The organism is Sulfurimonas sp. HSL-1656, assembly GCF_039645585.1.
GTDB lineage: Bacteria > Campylobacterota > Campylobacteria > Campylobacterales > Sulfurimonadaceae > Thiomicrolovo > Thiomicrolovo subterrani.
In genome coordinates, this window is sequence record NZ_CP147915.1 from 1,404,334 (window position 1) to 1,424,378 (window position 20,045).

At 59.0% G+C, this 20,045-nt stretch carries 17 protein-coding genes; 8 read left to right on the forward strand and 9 right to left on the reverse strand.

Going from position 1 to position 20,045, the window contains the following annotated elements:
- Nucleotide 1: 1 nt before the first annotated feature.
- From WCX49_RS07230 to WCX49_RS07240, 3 genes are read left to right on the forward strand one after another with little or no spacing between them, the layout of a single operon-like run.
- On the forward strand, nt 2-136 hold the full coding sequence (locus tag WCX49_RS07230) for a hypothetical protein (protein WP_345984426.1): 135 nt from the start codon (nt 2-4) through the stop codon (nt 134-136).
- Nucleotides 133-1,458 carry an NAD-binding protein gene (locus tag WCX49_RS07235; RefSeq protein ID WP_345984427.1) on the forward strand — a complete coding sequence of 442 codons (1,326 nt, stop codon included), beginning with the start codon at nt 133-135 and terminating at the stop codon, nt 1,456-1,458. Before WCX49_RS07230 ends, WCX49_RS07235 begins: the two co-directional genes overlap by 4 nt.
- Entirely contained in the window at nt 1,440-2,894 is a 1,455-nt protein-coding gene (locus WCX49_RS07240) for a TrkH family potassium uptake protein (RefSeq protein ID WP_345984428.1), read from the forward strand. Before WCX49_RS07235 ends, WCX49_RS07240 begins: the two co-directional genes overlap by 19 nt.
- Here WCX49_RS07240 and WCX49_RS07245 read toward each other — a convergent pair.
- On the reverse strand, nt 2,888-3,406 hold the full coding sequence (locus WCX49_RS07245; RefSeq protein ID WP_345984429.1) for a hypothetical protein: 519 nt from the start codon (nt 3,404-3,406) through the stop codon (nt 2,888-2,890). The two genes, WCX49_RS07240 and WCX49_RS07245, sit on opposite strands and share 7 nt — an antisense overlap.
- 175 nt (nt 3,407-3,581) lie before the next feature.
- Between WCX49_RS07245 and WCX49_RS07250 the strand changes: the two genes are divergently transcribed.
- From WCX49_RS07250 to WCX49_RS07270, 5 genes are all read left to right on the forward strand, one after another.
- Nucleotides 3,582-4,157, forward strand: a complete 576-nt coding sequence (locus tag WCX49_RS07250; protein ID WP_345984430.1) for a methyltransferase domain-containing protein — start codon at nt 3,582-3,584, stop codon at nt 4,155-4,157.
- 42 nt (nt 4,158-4,199) lie between these two features.
- A complete protein-coding gene (locus tag WCX49_RS07255; RefSeq protein WP_345984431.1) occupies nt 4,200-4,529 on the forward strand; it encodes a hypothetical protein in 330 nt (109 codons plus the stop codon).
- 53 nt (nt 4,530-4,582) lie between these two features.
- Nucleotides 4,583-6,934: a 5-methyltetrahydropteroyltriglutamate--homocysteine S-methyltransferase gene (gene metE / locus WCX49_RS07260; RefSeq protein ID WP_345984432.1), complete on the forward strand. Its 2,352-nt coding sequence runs from the start codon at nt 4,583-4,585 to the stop codon at nt 6,932-6,934.
- Nucleotides 6,889-7,617, forward strand: coding sequence for a tRNA pseudouridine(65) synthase TruC (gene truC, locus WCX49_RS07265; protein WP_345984433.1), 729 nt, complete (start codon nt 6,889-6,891; stop codon nt 7,615-7,617). Before metE ends, truC begins: the two co-directional genes overlap by 46 nt.
- Before the next feature lie 82 nt (nt 7,618-7,699).
- Nucleotides 7,700-8,092 (forward strand): hypothetical protein, encoded by a 393-nt coding sequence (locus tag WCX49_RS07270; RefSeq protein WP_345984434.1) that lies wholly within the window; start codon nt 7,700-7,702, stop codon nt 8,090-8,092.
- 12 nt (nt 8,093-8,104) lie between these two features.
- Here the strand turns inward: WCX49_RS07270 and dsbD are convergent, their stop codons facing one another.
- The 8 genes from dsbD to WCX49_RS07310 form a co-directional block, all read right to left on the reverse strand.
- Nucleotides 8,105-9,901 (reverse strand): protein-disulfide reductase DsbD, encoded by a 1,797-nt coding sequence (gene dsbD, locus WCX49_RS07275; RefSeq protein WP_345984435.1) that lies wholly within the window; start codon nt 9,899-9,901, stop codon nt 8,105-8,107.
- A 91-nt stretch (nt 9,902-9,992) separates the two neighbouring features.
- Nucleotides 9,993-11,810 (reverse strand): protein containing Six-hairpin glycosidase-like domain protein, encoded by a 1,818-nt coding sequence (locus WCX49_RS07280; RefSeq protein ID WP_345984436.1) that lies wholly within the window; start codon nt 11,808-11,810, stop codon nt 9,993-9,995.
- A 118-nt stretch (nt 11,811-11,928) separates the two neighbouring features.
- A complete protein-coding gene (locus tag WCX49_RS07285) occupies nt 11,929-13,233 on the reverse strand; it encodes a hypothetical protein (protein WP_345984437.1) in 1,305 nt (434 codons plus the stop codon).
- Between the two features lie 83 nt (nt 13,234-13,316).
- The gene (locus WCX49_RS07290) at nt 13,317-13,931 is read right to left on the reverse strand and encodes a response regulator transcription factor (protein ID WP_345984438.1); all 615 of its coding nucleotides are present in this window, start codon (nt 13,929-13,931) and stop codon (nt 13,317-13,319) included.
- A gap of 1 nt (nt 13,932) precedes the next feature.
- On the reverse strand, nt 13,933-15,321 hold the full coding sequence (locus WCX49_RS07295; RefSeq protein ID WP_345984439.1) for an HlyD family type I secretion periplasmic adaptor subunit: 1,389 nt from the start codon (nt 15,319-15,321) through the stop codon (nt 13,933-13,935).
- Nucleotides 15,314-17,467: a type I secretion system permease/ATPase gene (locus tag WCX49_RS07300; RefSeq protein WP_345984440.1), complete on the reverse strand. Its 2,154-nt coding sequence runs from the start codon at nt 17,465-17,467 to the stop codon at nt 15,314-15,316. The genes WCX49_RS07295 and WCX49_RS07300 overlap by 8 nt, the downstream gene beginning before the upstream one ends.
- On the reverse strand, nt 17,468-19,375 hold the full coding sequence (locus WCX49_RS07305) for an EAL domain-containing protein (RefSeq protein ID WP_345984441.1): 1,908 nt from the start codon (nt 19,373-19,375) through the stop codon (nt 17,468-17,470).
- Nucleotides 19,372-20,016 (reverse strand): transglutaminase-like cysteine peptidase, encoded by a 645-nt coding sequence (locus tag WCX49_RS07310; protein WP_345984442.1) that lies wholly within the window; start codon nt 20,014-20,016, stop codon nt 19,372-19,374. The genes WCX49_RS07305 and WCX49_RS07310 overlap by 4 nt, the downstream gene beginning before the upstream one ends.
- Between the last annotated feature and the right edge of the window lie 29 nt (nt 20,017-20,045).

The window sequence follows — 20,045 nt, forward strand, 5'->3', positions numbered from 1 at the left end:
GATGCAGAACCCCGATGCCGCCGCCCTCTTTGAAACGATCATCCTTCCCGGCTTTGCCGTGCTTTCAGCCGCCGCACTTCTTTTGCTTGTTTACGCGGCCTATCTGAACAAAAAACACCCCAAGGACAGACCGTGAACATCATCATCGCCGGTGCCGGACGGGTCGGGTACCGCCTCGCCAGCACCCTTTCGCACCGCCACAACGTCACCATTATCGACCAGCGGGCCGCAGCACTGCAGCAGCTCCAGGAGAGCATCGACGTCTTCACCATCGCGGGCAATATCGAGAACCCCGACACCTACCTGCCGCTGAAACAGCGCCGGTTCGACATTTTTATCGCGGTGACCGACAGCGACGAGGCCAATATTCTCTCCACCCTCATTGCCGGGGATTTCATCGACGCCGACACAAAGATCATCCGCCTCAAAAACCCCTACTTCGCCGACAGTACCATTGCCGGTAAACTCGGGATCAGCAGTGCCGTCTTCCCCTTCTCCTCCGCGGCGCGCTCCATCAGCGCCCTGCTCGACTACCCGCAGGCGAATAACGTCAAATCCTTTATCTATTCGCCCTTCCAGATGGTCTCCGTCTACGTCGAAAGCGCACCGGAGGCTGGCATTCCCGTCGCGGAGTTCGTCCATGAGACCTGCGTCGTCGTCGGCCTGGAACGCGCCAAGCGCTTCACCCTGCCTGACGGGGAGAGTGTGCTCTACCGGGGCGACCTCGTCTACTTCTTCGGGGACCCTGACACCATCCGTAGCTACTGCGCCCGGCTCAACCCCGCCGTCCCCGACCGCATCAGCCGTGTGGCCATCTTCGATGCGGGACTGCTGGGGCTGGAGATCGCCAAAGCGCTGATCCCGCGGGGGGTCAAGCTCAAGATCATCGACAAGCATCTCGAGAAATGCGAACGCGCTTCCGAACTGCTGCAGGAGAACGCAGTGGTGATCAACAGCCACTACATCGAACACACCCTTTTTGACAATGAACACGCCGGCCGCGCCGATATGGCCATCTTTACGAGCGAAGAGGACGAGGAGAACATCATCCGCTGCCTCGAGGCCAAAGAGCACGGCATCCCGCGTACGGTCGCCATCAACAACGACATTGAGCGCTACGGCCTGATGCACTCGCTCGGCATCATCCCGATGCGCGGCCCGAAATCCAGCGCCTACTACGCCATCCTCGAGGCGATCGGGTCGAGTTCCATCATCTCCGAGCGCCACTACTGCGGCGGCAGGGGGATCATCTACTCGCGCAAGATCTTCTCCGACTCGCCGCTGCTGGAGAATATGCTCCCCCCGCCGGACACGAAACGCAGCAGAAGTTTTCTGCTCAGGGACAACCTTCTCCTGCCGTGGGTCGCAAAATTGCAACTGCACGAGGATGACGTTCTGTTCGTCTTTCTTGATGCCGAAAATGAGGAGGCGATGAAGCGGTGGATATACACACTCTGATCAACAGTGCCAAATTCATCAGCACTGTCGGCACCGGGCTTGCGCTCTTTTTCCTGATCCCGATCGCAACGGGGCTCTGGTACGGCGAGGATATGAAGCCGTTTATCCTCTTCGACCTGTTCTTTTTACTCTTCAATGCCGTCCTCTTCTCTGCCCTGGCCCGCCGCCGGATGCAGATGACGGTCAAGGGGGCCATCTTCTCGGTCAATCTCATCTGGCTGCTGCTGGGCATCGGCGGCGCCATTCCGCTCTATCTCTACACGGATGTCTCCCCGAGCGGCGCCTTTTTCGAAGCCATCAGCGGCTTCACGACGACGGGGGCGACGATCTACACGCAGATAGAGGAGCTTCCCAAAAGCATCCTGATGCTGCGCAGCCTGATGCACTGGCTCGGCGGGATGGGGATCATCGTGCTGGGCGTGGGGCTTTTCTCGCTGATCAACCCCACGGGATCGCTCACGATGTTCCGGGCGGAGTCCACCGGGATACAGCTGGAAAAAGCGACGCCGAAGATCAAAGACACCGCCCTGTGGCTCTGGGGGATCTACTTCCTGTTTACGGCCGCGAACACCCTGCTGCTCCTGGTAGGCGGCATGGGCTTTTTCGATGCACTCAACCACGCCTTCTCCACGATCGCCACGGGCGGCTTTTCGACCCGGAACCTCTCGATGGGGTACTGGAACGATGCGCCTTTCATCCTCTGGACCACTACCCTTTTTATGCTCATCTCGGGGGTCAACTTCCTCGTACACCTCAAAGCGCTGCGGGGCGATTTCAGCGGATGGCGCAGCGAAGAGGTGCGGTGGTACCTTGGAATCTTTCTGCTTTTCTCCGCAGTACTGACCGCACTGCATCTGCTTAACGGCAGCGACGGGTTTGCCTACAGTGCGACCCACGCCTTCTTTACCGTCGCCTCGCTGCTGACCACTACCGGGTTCACGACCCTCGATTATGAACTCTGGGGTGCGGCGCCCGTGGCGCTGCTGATGGTCGCCATGCTGCTCGGCGGCAATGCCGGTTCGACGGCCGGGGGGATGAAGACCATCCGCTTTGTCGTCCTCTTCAAAAACCTCAGGACCCAGCTAAAACAGATCCTCCAGCCCAACGCCGTCGTCGGTATTTTCATCGACCGCGAACGCGTCGGCAGCGAGGTCGTCGGCAGGGTCAGCGGTTTCCTCCTGCTCTTTATCGCGACCAATGTCCTGGTCACTTTCTACCTCTTTGTCCGCGGCTACGACCCCATGACCTCCATCAGCACCGCAGTCGCCTGCGTCAGCAACATCGGGCCGGGATTCGCCCTTATCGGGCCGTCGCAGAATTTCCACTTCTATTCCGACGGTGACAAACTCCTGCTCTCGGCCGCCATGATCATCGGCAGGCTGGAGTTCTATACGGTCGTACTGCTATTTACACGGAGTTTCTGGAAACGTTACTGACGCTCCTGGGACGTTTCGTTCCAGATGGGGTTTTCCCGGTCGTCAGGGTGGAGTTTCGCTCTCTCCTCGGGATAGATATGCCAGAAGGAGCTGTCGATGGCCGCGTCTTTATAAAAGGGCTTTTTATCGTGTCCGAAGGGGCACCACCAGTTCTCCACCACCTTGACGAGGTAGGCCAGGTAGCTGAACAGTGCCACGCTCAAAGGGCAGTAGACTTTGCAGTTGAAGAGCCAGAACAGCCGGTAGCGGGCAAGCTGCCACCACGCCGTATCGGTGGTAAAGATGATCTGGTCCCGCCGCGTATAGCGGTGGCTGGCCCACTCCGGGACGAAATCCCGGTAGGACTTCAGGTTCTCCGCCCCCATGATGCGGAGGTGCCAGCGCACCAGCACCACCGCCAAGGCGGCAAAGGGGATGGCAACAAGGATCGGCAGGTAGATCAGTACCGTTCCCGGGATCGTTTTCCAGACCGTCTTCGTTTTATGATTCTCCCCGATTCTCACCCGTTCCATACTGCTCCTTTAGTGGTACCCAGTATAGACAAAGCGGCTTGAGGGGCTGATTAAGCTGCCGCTCCCGCGTTTCCGTACAAACGCCCGACATCGTTTCATCAGCCGTTTGGGACTATAATCGGTCGCATCGTTTCTGCATAACCGGGGGAACAGAGACATACGACAAGGAGAAACCGTGGCGCAAAAAGACAAAGAGAAATGGGATAAGAAGTACACCGAAATGGAGGGGCTGCTCGAACGCAGGCCGCCGAGCGAACTGGTCAGCGCACACGCCGCCGAAGCCCCGGGAATAAAGGCCCTCGACCTCGCCTGCGGCGGCGGGCGCCACAGCCTCTATCTGGCCGACAGGGGTTTTACGGTCGATGCCGTGGACATCTCGACCGTCGCCCTCGCGGCACTGCGTGAAAAAGCGGATCTCGAACACATCAACCTGATCGAGGCGGACCTCGACACCTTCGTCCCCGACGCCGGAACTTACGACATGATCGTGAAGACGAACTTTCTCGACCGCGGCCTGATCGGGCGTGCACAAGCGGCACTGAAACCGGGCGGCATCATGGTCGTGGAGACCTACATGGCCGACGAAGGCAACGAGAAACCCGACTCGAACCCGGACTTCCTGCTCCAAAAAGAGGAGCTCAAATCGCTCTTCGGCGAGGGCTTCACGGTGCTCGAGTACAAAGAGTTCTGGAACGAACCGCACGAGAAATACTGTATGAAAAAGCAGGCCATCGCGGTACGCAAAGATTGATCGCTGTATAATGCGGCAACAATTTGAGAACAGGACAGGTCTGTGAGAGCACCCAGAGGTTTCGGCAAGCGCTACTTTACCCTCGCTTCTATCCAGGCGCACAGCGTAGCACCCGCGCAGAATGCCCTGCACCTCTGCCTTGAGACCTATGCCACCGCCCTGCAGCGCGACCGCGAAAGTGACGAGGACCCGCCGGAAGAGCCCCTCGAAGCCCTTGCCTGCTTCGCCACCGACAAACCCTGCCACTGCGACTGTTACTTTCGACGCCGAACCTCCCTGACCCTGCGCGCCTGCCGCAAAAAATCCGCCTGTAACTGCAACTGCCGCTTCTACAGCTTCCGCCGTACCGGGGTTCACCCGCCGCACCTCTGATTTTTTCCATCCTATCATTCCGACCAAAAAGAAAAATATCAAAGGACAGACCCATGTCAAAAAACTACATTATCGGCTACCCGCGCATCGGAGAGAAACGCGAACTGAAATTCGCCCTGGAGCGCTACTGGAGCGGCGACAGCGACCTCGCCGCCCTGGAAACGTGCGCGACGGAACTGCGCCGCCGCCACTGGCAGGAGCAGCATAACGCCGGCATCGGCGCGATCAGCTGCAACGATTTCAGCTATTACGACGCGATGCTCGATACCTGTATCCTGCTCGGTGCGGTCCCGGCCCGTTTCCGCAACATCAAAGACGAGACGCTCCGCTACTTCACGATGGCCAGAGGCGACAGCCGTCGCACCGCAATGCAGATGACCAAGTGGTTCAACACCAACTACCACTACATCGTCCCCGAGTTCGCTGCCGCAGACACCTTCGCGCCGAACGCCGCGAAGATCATCTCCGAATACCGCGAAGCGAAGGCCGCGGGGATCACCCCGAAGATCAACCTGATCGGCCCCCTCACCTTCCTGGGGCTCGGCAAAAGCGTCGACAAAAATTTTGACCGCTACGCCCATTTCGATGCCGTCGTCGAATGCTACGAAGCGGTGTTGACGGCGGTCAGTACCCTTGATGAGCACATCACCGTCCAGATCGACGAGCCGATCCTGGTGACGGGGCCGGATGCCAAAACCCTGAGCCTGCTCAAACGTGCCTACGACCGTATCGGCAAGACCGTGCCGCATATCGAACTGATCGTAGCGACCTATTTCGAGCACGCCTGCGAGGCCGTCGAAGTCCTGGCCCATACGCCGATCAGCGGGATCGCCCTGGACTTCGTCCACGGGCCGCGCAACATGGAAGCGCTCTGCACCATCGCAAAAAGCGGTAAAACGCTCATTGCCGGGGTCATCGACGGGCGGAACGTCTGGCGCAGCGACCTCGATGCCGTCGGCAACAGGCTCGAGACGATCGCGCAGACGGTTCCCCGTACCCTCATCGTACCCGCCACTTCCTGTTCGCTGCTGCACGTCCCCTACACTCTTGATGCGGAAACGAAGCTCGATGCGGAAATAAAGCAGTGGCTCGCCTTTGCGAAGGAGAAGCTGGCCGAACTGAATGTCGTCGCCAAACGCTTTGCCGGTGAGGCACTGGACGAGGCGGAGCTGCGCCTGATGCAGCTCAGCCGGGAGGCCGTCCACACACGCCAATGCTCCCCGCGCATCCACGACGCCGCCGTGCAGCAGCGCGTCGCATCACAGACGTCGACGGAGCGTGCGCAACCCTATGCGGAGCGGATCAAGGCCCAGCGCGAAGCACTGGCCTACCCCCTGCTGCCAACGACAACGATAGGTTCCTTCCCCCAGACGCCGGAGCTGCGCGCCCTGCGCCGCGACTTCAAACGCGGCGGCATCGATGCCAAGGCGTACGAAGCGGGCATCAAAGCCTATATCGACGACTGCATCGCCTTCCAGGAGTCGATCGGTCTGGACGTGCTCGTACACGGTGAACCGGAACGCAACGACATGGTCGAATATTTCGGCGAACAGCTTGCCGGGTTTGCGTTCAGCGCCAACGGCTGGGTCCAGAGCTACGGCAGCCGCTGCGTCAAGCCGCCGCTGCTCTACGGCGACGTCAGCCGCCCGCTTCCGATGACGGTGGGCTGGACGGCCTATGCGCAGAGCAAAACGGCAAAGATCGTCAAGGGCATGCTCACCGGCCCCGTCACGATCCTCAACTGGTCCTTCGTCCGCGACGACCTGCCCCGCGCCGACGTCGCCGCGCAGATCGCCCTGGCCATCGGTGACGAGGTCGACGATCTCCAGGACGCCGGTATCCGCATCATCCAGGTGGATGAAGCCGCCTTCAAAGAGGGGTACCCGCTGCGCCGCGAAAACATCGTTGACTACGAGACGTGGGCCGTCGACGCCTTCCGCCGCAGCGTTGCCTGCGCACACAGCGAGACGCAGATCCATACGCACATGTGCTACAGCCAGTTCAACGACATCATCCACACCATCGAGGCGATGGACGCGGACGTCATCTCCATCGAGACCGCCCGCAGCGGCAACGCGCTGCTGCGCATCTTTAAAGAGGTCGGCTACAAGCAGGAGGTGGGTCCCGGCGTCTACGACATCCACTCCCCCCGCATCCCGCCGGTGGCGGAGATGGTCGAGCAGATCAACGCCCTGCTGGAGGTACTGCCGCAGGAGCAGCTCTGGATCAACCCCGACTGCGGCCTTAAAACCCGCAAATGGGAGGAGGTCAAACCGAGCCTGGCCAACATGGTCGAAGCCGTCAGGGAGGTCCGCGCCTCATTTGACGCTATAATCGCATCCAAAAAAGGCGATGCAGCATGGACGAACCCCTCGAGATCCTCTACCGCGACGAGTGGCTTGTAGCCGTAAACAAGCCCAGCGGGCTGCTCGTACACCGTTCCTGGATCGACAAGGACGAGACACGCTTCGCGCTGCAGCTTGTGCGGGACCAGATCGGGCAGTATGTCTACCCGGTCCACCGCCTCGACAAACCTACTTCCGGCGTGCTGCTCTTCGCCCTCGACCCAGATACGGCCCGAAAAGTCGGCGCGATCTTCGAGGCGGGGAGCGTCCGCAAGGAGTACCTCGCCGTTGTCCGCGGCTACATTGACGAAGCGGGCCGCATCGACTACCCGCTCAAAGAGCTGCTCGACAAGATGACCGATGCGAAGGCTCGCACGGACAAGGAAGCACAGGAGGCGGTCACGGCTTTTGAGCGCCTCTCAACCGTCGAGCTTCCCCTCCCGGTCGGGCGCTACCGGACCGCCCGCTACTCTCTGGTGCGGCTTCGGCCCGAAACGGGGCGCAAACACCAGCTCCGCCGCCATATGAAGCACCTGCTGCACCCCATCGTCGGCGATACCAAATACGGTCGGACCGAACACAACAACCTCTTTCGGGAACATTTCGGCTGCCACCGCCTGCTGCTGGCCTCGACGAAGCTGGAACTCCCCCACCCCGTCACCGGTGAACCGCTCTGTATCAACGCCTCCCCCGGGGAGGTTTTCGAAGCACTCATGGCACGATTCGGCTGGCATACTGAATAATATTTTTTAATTTTACACGCCGCACACTCCCTTAACAATACGGTGGCATAATCAAAAATAACACCCGTATAAAGGAGTGCCGATGAAACCGATAATCCTACCTCTTCTTCTCTGCGCATCGCTATTTGCCGCGGACGGTTATAAGATCTATGAACAGCACTGCGCCTCCTGCCATATGGTCATGCTTCCGCTGAACGAACCCGAACGCGGCATTCAGAAGGCGAAGATGAAAGCGCCGACGATGCGCATGGTCTCGATGCGCCTGAAGATGATGATCCATATCCATAACGAAGATGAGGATATCCAGCGCAAAGTCGTCAAGGCCTTTATCAAGGAGTACATTGACGACCCGGACGAGGATTATGTCCTATGCCTGCCGGAGATGGTAGAAAAGTTCGGGGTGATGACGCCCGTCAAAGGGTTGACGAACGCAGAGAAAGAAGCCGTCGCCGAATGGCTGTGGGAGCAGTTCTAGACCGCATTACGGCTAGAGTGAACGCAGGTGTTCGAGGAACGCCTCGGGCGGCTTATAGCCGATGAGCGTCTTGTTCCCGATCAGTTTTCCGCTTTCGTCAAAGAAGAGGATGCCCGGAGGTCCGAAGAGTCCGAACTGCTTTGTAAGCGCCTTTTCGGGGTCGCTGTTATCCGTCACGTCCGCCTGCACCAGGACGAAATCGTCCAGCGCCGATACGACCCGAGGGTCGGCGAAGGTGATCTCCGCATACTCCGCGCAGGCCGTGCACCATGCGGCCGAGAAGTCCAGCATCACCTTTTTTCCCCTGTTCGCCGCCAGGATCTGCTCCAGTTCCGCCTCGGAGTGGATCACCTGAAAGGCCACCTCCTTCGTCGATGCCGCAGCCGGGGTACCGTCCGTGCACATTTTCACTTCAAACCCTTTGAGCGGCTGCGTCAACGACGTGCCGCCCGAAAGCGCGCCGACGAGCAGGATCGTCCCGTAAAGCATGAAAACGATACCGATCGCTTTGATAAACGAGTGCATTGAGCGGCGCACACCGCCGTGGACCGGTTCGAAAGCGCCGAGGTAGACGGCGGCGACGATGAAGTAGATCGCCCAGAGCATCATTGTGATCCAGTCCGGGATAACCCGCGACACCATCCAGATGGCAATACCCATCATCACGGCGCCGAACACCTCCGTGACGATGTTCATCCAGCCGCCCGGTTTCGGCATGAACCTGCCCGCACCCAGACCGATGAGCAGAAGGGGAACCCCCATTCCGAGGCTCATGACGAAGAGGGCCACGCCGCCGAGCGCCGCATTGCCCGTCTGGCCGATGTAGATCAGTGCCGCCGCCAGGCCGGGAGCCACGCAGGGGCCGACGATGAGTGCGCTCAGAAAGCCCATCACCGCGACGCCGGTAAACCCGCCCTTTTCACCTGCCTTGTCGGAGAAGCGCGACAGGCGCGTCTGCAGTGTCGCCGGAAGCCCGATCTCGTAAAACCCGAACATGGAAAATGCCAGCGCGACAAAAATCAGTGCAAAAGCGCCGATCGCCCACGGGTTCTGCAGGATCACCTGCAGGTTCTCGCCGAAAAGTCCTGCCATGATCCCGGCGATCGTGTAGGCGAACGCCATCGCCAGGACGTAGACCAGCGAGAGCGTGAAGCCGCGTCTGGCCGTGATATGCTCCCCCTGTGACACAATGATGGAAGAGAGGATCGGGATCATCGGGAAGATACACGGGGTGAGCGACAGCGCCAGACCGAAGCCGAAGAAAAGCGCCAGAATCGCCCAGAGGCTGCCGCCTTTGAGCGTATCGACGATCAGGTCCGTTTCGCTCTCCTGCCCGGCCGTATCCGCTGCTTCCTGCACCGGAACCGCTGCGGCGACGGGTGTCAGCCTGGAGAGATCGATGTCGAAGGTATACTCTTTGTTCTGCGGCTCGTAGCAGAGCCCGCGCTCCGAACAGCCCTGGAACGCCAACGTGACGGTGACGGGGACCGTGCCCGTTTTCTGTGAAGAGGTCAGGATGATCTCGACGGGGACCTTGTGCAGGTGGACCATCTCGCCGTCGTGCTCCTCGGCGACGCTGTTGACTTTGATTTCGGAGATGGAGACCGTTGAAGGTGCCTTGATGGAAGCATCAAGTTTGTCCGCATAGACGTAGATCCCCTCTCCCAGTTCGATATCGATGGCAATATGCTGGTTGTCCAGCAGGGATGCCTTGGGCTTGAACGCCTCTTCGGGCATCAGGAAACTGCTTTGAAAGGCGAAGAGGAGTGTCGCCGAAAGCAGGGTAAAAAACGCGATAAACCGTTTCACAGAAAACCTTTGTGACGAAGTTGCGCCACATTTTAGCGCAAGAAGCAAAAACGAATCGGTAACATGGCCCTGTAGCGGCCGGTGCAGGACCTTACTTCAGAAACGGGAGCAGCCGGGCATAAAAACAGGCGGCATGCTGTACCGCATCGACACGGACCCACTGCCGTGTCAGTTTGAAGCGGAAACTGCCGACGGTACGCGCCGGGTCGCGGTGGGCGTACGTCGATTCCGGTGTATTGAAAGTGGCGAGCAGTCCCCGCGCCGCCAGCAGCATGGGGCCGAGTACCCGCGTCATCTCTGCCCGGTCGCCGCGCTGACGGGCCAAACGGTAGGCCGCCATCAGTCCTTCGCAGCGGGAGCCGTCATGATAGACGTGGTCACCGAAGCGGTAGTAGAAACCGCCGGGGTAATCGGGATAGAGCGCGTCGTCGGGCATGTACATGTGCCGGATCATCTGCGCCGCATCACCGTAGACGAAGGCACGGTGGGCATCCGTCACGATCTCCGCGATGCCGTCCCAGGCTTCAATCGCCTGCATCAGCCAGCTGTCCGCCGGCAGCGGTTCGAAAAGGTCGGCATACCGCTCGGGACGGATATGTACGAGGAAATCAAGCGCACGTCGGCTCTGTGTGAGGATGGCCGTTTTGAGTTCCGGCGCCGCGTCCGCGTGCGCATAAAAGAGGGCCAGCCCCAGCAGCGCCTCGCCGGGGTAGTAAAAAGAGAAGAGCGCACGTTTCGTTTCCGCATCGATGTCGACGAGCGGTGCACCGTTTTGATGACGCGGGTGGCGGTAATAGCCGATCATCTCGCCGTCATCCGCAATACGGCCGAGCAGGTGCCGCACCATCCCCTCGGCATAGTGCCGGTAGCGGGTGTCGCCGCTGGCATGCTCGTAGCGCATCAGGGCGGCCAGCCCTATTCCCGCCCCGCCGAGTTTGGACTTCTTGTTATAAAAAGGGTAACAGGCGTAGCCATCTCTGCCCTCCTCTTCGCACAGTGTCGTCACAAAAAAGTCGATGGAGTGCCGTGCGGCCGCAAGCAGCCGTTCCTCTTTGAAGTGTTCGTACCCTTCAATCAGGGTGATCGTCGCGCCGCTGTGGCGCAATATATTGTAGTAACCCGGATTTTTCGGATGTTGAAAATCGGCTTCGCTGTCCCTGATGGGGTCATAGTAGTAGAGGAACCGGCCATCTTCGCGCATATTGTCCGCCAGCCACCCTATGCTCTCCCGCACGACACGCTCCACCCCTGCAGCCGAGAGGCTGAAAGGTGCGGGAATAGCGCGGTACAGCGGCAACGCCTCCGATTCGTAAGAGATCACCGCGACGCTTTTGAGCAGGGAGCACTGCAGCGGGAGCGACAGCATGCGTTCGGCACGCGCCTCTTCCTCCTCGCCCCGCTCCGCCAGTCCGAACCGCCGGGCGAGAAAATCCAGCAGCTGCGTCACACTCATGAGACTGTGGGTGACCGCATCCGTCGGCATAACGTAACGCACCTGACCGTTCCATTCACACCGAAGCCCCGAGACACCGGGTTCGTAACGCGTCGGGGAGATCGCCATCCAGGTCAACGCCTTTAGCTCGCAGGGGACGGCTTCGGTCACCATCTCGACCATGATCCGGCACGCAGAAGGGTCAGCGATGTCAAAAGCCCCGAACGCTTTGCGTTTTCTCAGTCCGGCGACTGCCCCCAAAACGCTCGCTTCTGCCGTACGGCGGCGCGACCCCCATCGCAGCGGCTTTTCCCCGGGTTGGAAAAGGGTGACGTACCATTGCGAGCACGCCGGATCGAATGCATGTCCAAACCGCTTCGGGATCTGCAGGGAAACCTCCCCGCCTCCCAGAAGTTTGCGGACATCCGCGATGAAATGCGTTTCGTCCGTTCCGGAGACCGCATGCGGTACCGTCATTGCGTCTCCTTTATCTGCCTGTGATCGGAACGGTCCGATCTCTTCAGGCCCTTACAAAAAAGTGCCCGCAGGCACGCTTTGGTAAACGCACAAAGAAGCGGGCCTTAGCCCGCTCCGTTTAAACGATGCTGTCAGGATCCGGATCAACATCCAGATCGGCCAGATCGCTGTCGTCGAAGAGGTCGAAGTCGTCTGCATCCATCGTACCATGGTTGCCGCCGCCCTGTCCCGGGTTGCTGTCGTCGTCATGGTCTTCATCATTGCCGTGACCGTTGTCATGGTCATCGTCGCTGTCCGCATCAGAGTCCGCGTCGGTATCTGTATCGGTATCCGTGTCAGTATCGGTATCAGTGTCCGTGTCTGTATCGGAGTCATCGTCCGTGTCGGCACCGTGACCGCCGCCGCCCTGTCCCGGGTTGCTGTCGTCATCGTGGTCTTCATCGTTGCCGTGACCGTTGTTGCCGTCGTCATCCGTGTCGGTATCGGTGTCAGTGTCCGTGTCAGTATCGGTATCAGAGTCCGTGTCGGTATCTGTGTCAGTGTCCGTGTCTGTATCGGAGTCATCGTCCGTGTCGGCACCGTGGCCGCCGCCGCCCTGCCCCGGGTTGCTGTCGTCGTCGTGGTCATCGTCGTTGCCGTGACCGTTGTTGCCGTCGTCATCATCGTCGGAGTCATCGTCCGTATCGGCACCGTGACCGCCGCCGCCCTGACCCGGGTTGCTGTCGTCATCATGGTCATCGTCGTTGCCGTGACCGTTGTTGCCGTCGTCATCGTCATCGTCATCGTCGTCGTTGTCGTCATCATTATCGGTATCGTCATCGTCGTCGTTGTCGGTATCCGTGTCGGTGTCTGTATCAGTATCCGTATCGGTGTCAGTGTCTGTATCCGTGTCGGTGTCTGTATCGGTATCCGTATCCGTGTCAGTGTCTGTATCAGTATCGGTATCAGTGTCTGTATCAGCCGCCGGCTGCGCATCCGCCGGGTTACCGATCTCTTCACCGGTAAAGCCGTGTTCGGCACCTGCGGCACCGGCCTGTTCTGCACCGACGTCACCCCGAGCGTCATCACGCTGTTCATAGAGCGCACCGTTACTCAGGCCGCTGCCCTGCGCACCGCCCTGGCCGGCTGCCGTTGCACCCATCTCACCCATCAGGGCGGTTTCCAGTGCCGTTACATCACCGATCAGGGCATCGTTTGCGGCCGTATCGACCGTGACACTGCTGTCAAGCACCACATGCTCGTTCGAGCCGATCTCGACGGTATGCCCGTTATTAAGGCTCAGCGCAATCCCGCCTTCACCTGTAATAACCGTGTCATTCTCATGGATGATATCGCCAGAGACGGCAATCTTTTCAATGCCGTTCGGTCCAATCACCTTTACTACGCCTTCTACTGCCGTTACCATTCCGATTGCAGTTGCCATCTCATCTCCTTTGAATGTTTCTTAGCTGTATTATAGACACAAAGCTTCTGAGAACTCAATACTACTTTCGTATGAATTTGTTATTATTTGCCACTATTCACCATGATCGCCAGTTCGAGGCGGCTGGCGACGCCGAGCTTTTCGTACACCGTTTTCAGATGCGTCTTGACGGTCTGTTCGGTGATGTCTGCCGTCTGGGCGATCTCTTTGTTGCTCATCCCGAGCGCCACCATCTCGGCGAGTTCCCGCTCCCGTGCGGAGAGCGGTTCAAGCGTCTCCTGCCTTCCGGCCGCGATCATGCTGTTTTGCCGGATCATCATCTGAATGAACTCCGGATAGAGCCAGATATTGCCGCCGACGACGGCCTTGACGGCCTGGTTGATATTGTTGGCGGAAGCGTAGGCGTTCAGCAGGGCACGCGCGCCCCCTTTGAGCAGCACGATCCCGTCCGAATAGACAGGACTGCTGTTCATCGCCATCACTGCGGTATTGGAGGAGCTGAGATACTGCAGCAGCTCCTCGATCTCGCCGATATGCCCGTCATAGTCAAACAGCACGGCGGCGGGACGGACCTCTTCCAGGGCCGCATAGAGCGATCCCAGCTCCTGAAACCCCTGCAGTTTATACAGCCGCGACATACCGCTTTTCCAATGCTTCAGTACCGAATCGCGCTTCGAGTAGAGGTAGAGTCGTTTCATCTTATCGCTCCTTGAAGGCGTTGTCCTTCGTCCGCAGGAGCGGGCGAAGGATATAGTCGAGGATACTCTTCTTGCCCGTGACGATCTCCGCGTTGACGACCATCCCCGGGATCAGCTTCAACGGGTTTTCGACCGTACCGAGGAACGTCTTGTCCGTTTCGATCCAGACCTGGTAATAGGTTTTGCCGTCCGCTTCGTTGATGGAGTCGGGGCTGATCCGCACGACCCGTCCGCTGAGCCCGCCGTAGATGGAGAAGTCGTAGGCCGTAATCTTGATGACGGCACGCTGGTCGGGGTACAAAAAGGCGATATCACGCGGGTGGACTTTGACTTCCACCAGCAGGGAGTCGCCCGTCGGAAGGATATCCATCATCTTCATGCCCGGGGTGACGACCCCGCCGATTGTCGTAACATAGAGACGTTTGACGATCCCGTCGACCGGCGAGCGCACGAGGGTCCGGCTCACCTGGTCCTCCAGCGCCGTCTGCGACTCTTTGATCCGCTGCATCTGCGCCTCAATGCCGTTGAGGTCCTCCTTGGCCCGGTTCTGGAACGCCAGCGCCGCTTCGTCGCGTTTGCTCTTGGCCTCTTCGATCATCGCCCGTGTCGACGTGATCTGGTGGCGTGTAGCCGTCAACGACTGCTGCACGTTGTTGGCATCACGCTGCAGTTTGATGAAATCGACTTCGGGTACGATGCGCTTTTCCACCAGCGGCCGGTTGATATCGATCTCTTTCTGCACCAGGGTCATTTCCGCTTCAAGCTGGGTGTAGCGCTCGCGTGCCTCTTTAAGCTCACTGGTCCGCTGTGCTATCTGCGCTTTGAGCGCGCCGATGCTTTTTTGGAGCTGCTGCTTGTTGCTCTGGTAGAGGCTGCGTTCCTTCTCGATCAGCGCTTTTTGCGCCGGATCGGTTATCTCGGGTTCGATAAATGCCGTGCCGTAGGCTTCTGCCCGCAGACGGACCGCCCGGGCATAGAGCTCGTCATACTCGAGGCGGTTGCGTTCGACGGTCGAACTGAAGTAGATATCCTGCATCTTCAGGAGAGGTTCGCCTTTTTGCACCAGGTCGCCCTCCTTGATCAGGATCTCCTTGACGATCCCCCCTTCGAGGTTCTGGATCGGTTTGATCTGGCTGCTGGGGACAATTTTCCCGTCGCCTTTGACGACCTCGTCGATCATGGCGTGGTCCGCCCAGACGATGAAGATCGCCACCGTCAGCATCATAATCCAGAGGAACAGCCGTGAATGCAGCGCCGTGCGCTCAAGGACCGCGGCCGTACGGCTGTTGAGATACGCGAGCTCCTTTTCCGTCACGGCTTTAGGTCGAAGGTCGTTCTTATGCTCCGGGCGCTTCGGCGGCTTGTTGGAGAGCATGGATCCGTCAAGCATGATGCACCTCCGACTTGTTCAGGTAAGCAAGGACTTCTTGCTTCGTCCCGTCCTTGATGATCTCCCCGCGCTCGAGCAGGATGATACGGTCGACCAGCTCGAGTACGGCATCTTTGTGGGTGACGAAGATGGCCGTTTTCCCCTTGATCTTCTGGGAGATCCCGAGAATGGCGATGCGTTCGCTCTCTTCGTCCAGGTGCGAGGTCGGTTCATCGAAAAGGACAAACGTGAAACTGTCGATCAATGCCCGTGCGATCCCGATGGACTGCCGCTGCCCGCCGGAGACGTTGCGTCCCTTTTCCTTGATCTTCATGTTGAAACCGTCGGGGTTCTGGTTGATGTAGCGCAGGGCCCCGCTCAGGCGGGCCGCCTCGACGATCTCGTGCGAGTCGATGCCGGGATGTTTGAGGGCAATGTTCTCCTTGATCGTCCCCTGCAGCAGGATGATCTCCTGCGGTACGTAGGCGATCTCCTTGCGCAGCTCCGCCGGGGCATACTGGTCCATCTCGACATCGTCGACGAGGATCATCCCATCTTTGGGCGCATAAAAGCCCATCAGCAGGTTGATGATGGTCGTCTTGCCCGACCCCATCTCTCCCATGATCGCCACGTGCTCGCCGGGTTTGATTGTAAACGAAACGTTGTTCAGGGCATTCCGCGCCGCATCGGGGTAGGCGAAATCGACATTGACGAACTCGATGTTCCCTTTGAGATGGCGTGCACTGATGAAATCCCGTTCGGTCGGGTGTTCGATCGCACTGTCCATCACCTTTTCGATCGCCCGGAAGCCTGACCTGGCCTTGTTGAACTGCAAGATCAGCATCACCAGTTTCCCGACCGGGTTGACCGCCCGCGAGGCGAGGATATAGGCGACCAGCAGTCCCCCCGTCGTCAGCAGTCCCTGATGGATCATATAGACGCTCGCCACGATGACGGCGACCGTCTGCACCCGGATCAGGAAGGCCGTGACCGTCGCGATGGAGCCGTTGAGCACACGCGACTTGAGCCCCCGCTGGGCAATTTTGCCGGTCGCCTCCTCCAGTTTCCACTGCATCACGCTGTTGTAGTTAAAGGCCTTGATCGTCTCAATGGCGTTAAGGCTTTCGAGCAGAATGCTGTTTTTCATCGACGCGGCCTGGTTCGAGTTACGGATGCTCGTCCGGATCGGCCCCTTGATCAGGAACGCATAAAGCACGATCAGCACGATCGTAAACAGGGGGATATAGACGATGTCTCCCGCCACCCAGTAGACCACCAGCAGGAAGAGGATGGAGAAAGGGAGGTCGATCACGGTCGTCACGACCGTAGAGGTCAGAAAATTCCGGATACTCTCATACTGTTTCAGGTCACTTGAAAACGCCCCGACGGAACCGACCTGTTCGGAGAGCTTCATATCCATCACATGCTCGAAGATCTTCGAGGACATGATGACGTCGCTCTTCTTTGCCGCGATCTCCATAAAGTAGCTGCGCAGGAACTTCAGGAGGGCTTCGAGCACAAAAATGGCGACGACGCCGTAGGTCAGGACCCAGAGCGTATCGAGGGCCGAGTTCGGGATCACCCGGTCGAAGACGTTGCGCATATACAGCGGCAGGATCAGGATGAAGAGGTTGACCAGGAACGACCCGATCAGGATATCGGCGTAAATCGCTTTCGTACGCTTGAGCGTACTCCAGAACCAGTGCCGGCCGTCCTCTTCGGCTTTGTCCTCCTGCTCATCCACCCGGTACCCGAAGTTCTTCTTCATCAGGAAGCAGTACCCCAGGTACTCCTCTTCGAGGTGCTCGATGGCGATCCACCCTTCCTGCTCGGGAACCCCGGGGATCAGCACGTTTGCATACTCCATATCTTTGTCAAACTCGAGCAGGACGCAGGCCCGCTCCTCTTTGAGGACAAGGATGCACGGCAGCAGATGTTGCGCGATCTTGCGCAGCGGTTTTTTCTGGAGCGTACTGGAGAAACCCGCTTTTTCCGCCGCCCGGCTGAACAGGGAGCGGGAGCGCTGCGGATCGGGTTCGAAAAGCTTCGGATCCCTCGGGTCGACCGGCAGGCCGGCCAGCACGATCTCCTCCGTCACCTCCTGGTGATAGAGTTTCGCGACGGCCAGCAGAGCGTCAAGCAGCCCGGAACTATTGCGTTCGCCCATTTATACCGCCCCCTTGGCCGGTTCGCCGATCCAGAAGCCCTGCAGCAAATCGATCCCGAGCTTGTGCAGACGGTCTGCCGTCTCCTCGCTGTCGACACCCGTTGCGATCAGTTCGATATCGATCAGACGGGCGATGGTGAAGAGCGCCGCTTCGCGCTTGCCCTCGGAGCCGACCAGCGAAAGCAGGTAGACCGCATCGATCTTCAGGTAGGAGGGCTTGATCCGTTGCAGGAAAGTCAGCTCTTTTTCCGACTCGACCGTAAAGTGGTCGATACCGAACCGCCACCCCTGTTTCTGCACGAAGGCGGAGAAGGTCGCCGCCGTCTCCGGCTCGGCCATCACCGTACTGTTGGAAACCTCGAAGGAGAGCTCCAGTTTCTTGGTCTCCCAGGCACTTTTCCGCTCTGCGAGCCACCCCATGGTCGCACTGTGGGCAATGAAATCCCCAGAAACGTTCACCGCGATCTCGCTGGCATGCAGGGTCTCGCCGACCTTGTCCAGCACGTAGCGGTCAAGTTCCTCCTGCAGTTCAAGGTGTCCGACGACCGGGATGAATGCCCCGGCATTGAGCAGGCTGCCCTCGAGCTCCAGACGCAGCAGCAGCTCCTGCTGGACCGTCAGCCCGTTGCGGGAGACGACCGGCTGGTAAAAGGCAACAAAGTGGTCCAGTTTCATGGCGTTGCGCAGATGTTTGCGCCACGCGTCGTGCCCCCATGAAGGGACATTGTCATGCTTGGCACGGTAGATAAAAGGCGCCGTCCCCCGTTCGGCTTCCGCCTGCATCAACGCGTAGTCAAGGTGGCTCAGCAGTTCCGATGCCGCTTCGCCGGCACGGTAGGGCGTCGCCGCGATCGTCACACAGTAGCCGGCACCGCGGCAGCTTTCCGCCGCCGAAGTGAGCAGGCCTGTCACTTCGGACTCCTCCAGCGACGGGATAATCAGCATCACATCGAACTCGCGGACGCGGCAGGCGACCCCCTCCTCGACGCCGTTGACGATCCCGCGGGCGATGTCACTGATAAAAGAGAGCACTTTTTGCAGGACGTAGCCGCCCTCTTCATGCTTCACCTTGTCGGGGTCGCACAGCTGGAATGCAGCGACATAACCCGAGGAGAAACGGTCTTCGCCCGAGACGAGACTGCCGAGTTTCATCATGAAGAAGTCCCGGTTTTTGAGGTGGGTCTGCCGGTCCTCATACAGCAGCGTATTGTAACGGGCGACGGCGTCGGCTTCCTGCTTGTAGACCTCTTTGACCTTGTACACCAGGGTATTGATAGCCTGGACGACGTCACGGATCTCCTTGGTCCTCGGCAGCGAATCCTGGATGATAAACCGGTTGCCCGACACCGCTTCCGCCTGTTCCCGGACCGCTTCGAGCGAACGCAGTACGACCTTCAGCATGAAGAAGATCCCGGCCATGGCTATCACGCTCAGAATGACGAAACTGGCGATCACCTCTTTGAAGGCCTCCCACATCTGGGTATAGGCCTGCCCGCGGTGTCCTTCGATCTGGAGCCGGCCGACCAGCATCCACTCTTTGCCGACGGGAACGGAGGCTACCGCCGGCGGCAGTGCGATGCTGTTGGCGAACCATTCCGGTACGGTGTCCAGGGTCAGCGGCGTGTGACGATCGTACAGGATTTTGCCGTCCACATTCCGGTAAACGATCCCCTCGTAAAGCCCGCTGTCGAAGACCGCATTGATCATGGTCTCCGCCATCGCGACATCCTCGCCGTCGCTCGCCTTGCTGATCGCCAGTCCCAGTGACGACGCCGTATTGCGCGCGCTGGTATAGAGCTGGTCCTCGATAAAGCGGACGTTCGTCCGGTAGTTGCTGAACATTGTCATCGCCAGCAGGGCGACAACAAGTACCGACATCGCCAGCGTGATCTCTTTGAAGAGTGTCACAATCCCTCCTTTTCAATGCGCTGCAGAAATACAGCCCACTCTTTGTTTCGTGTCGACCCGCCCGCCAGGGTCCGGCCTCTTCCCTTCTGGGTATTCAGGAAAAGCGATTCCGCATTGAAACTGTAGACATAGACCAGGTCTTTGCGTTTCGTCGCCGGAAAAATACGGTAATTGAGATTATCAAGGACCAGCGGAACGGCTCTCGGGTTTTCATAATAGGTTAGCACCATATGGGCCTGATTGAACCTGATTGCTTTGACGTAGGTAAAATAGAGTTTCTGCTCGGGAACGCCCAGGCGTTTAAGCGCAAAATACTTTGCGATGACGTAGTCTTCGCAATCCCCCCGGTCACGGGTCAGAAATTCGCTCGGGCGTGCCCAGTAATCCTCGACGCCCCAATTCTCCAGGTCGGAAACGAAACGGACACGATTGAAGAAGTCGTTGACCCCCTCAAGCTTTTCCATTTCACTTTTGTTCCGAAGGTCCCGGAGCATTTTGTCCATAGCCTCAAAACGTTTCTTGGCAAAATAGTCCTCTTTTTTTGCCTTGGAAGCGGCCAGGGCAGGCTCCACCGCCAACAACGGCGCACCTTCTCCCGCCCAGACGAACAGAACCAGAAAAAGTGCAAGAAACCTGGGCAAACCAAGCACCACCTTGTTGTCTTGTCGCC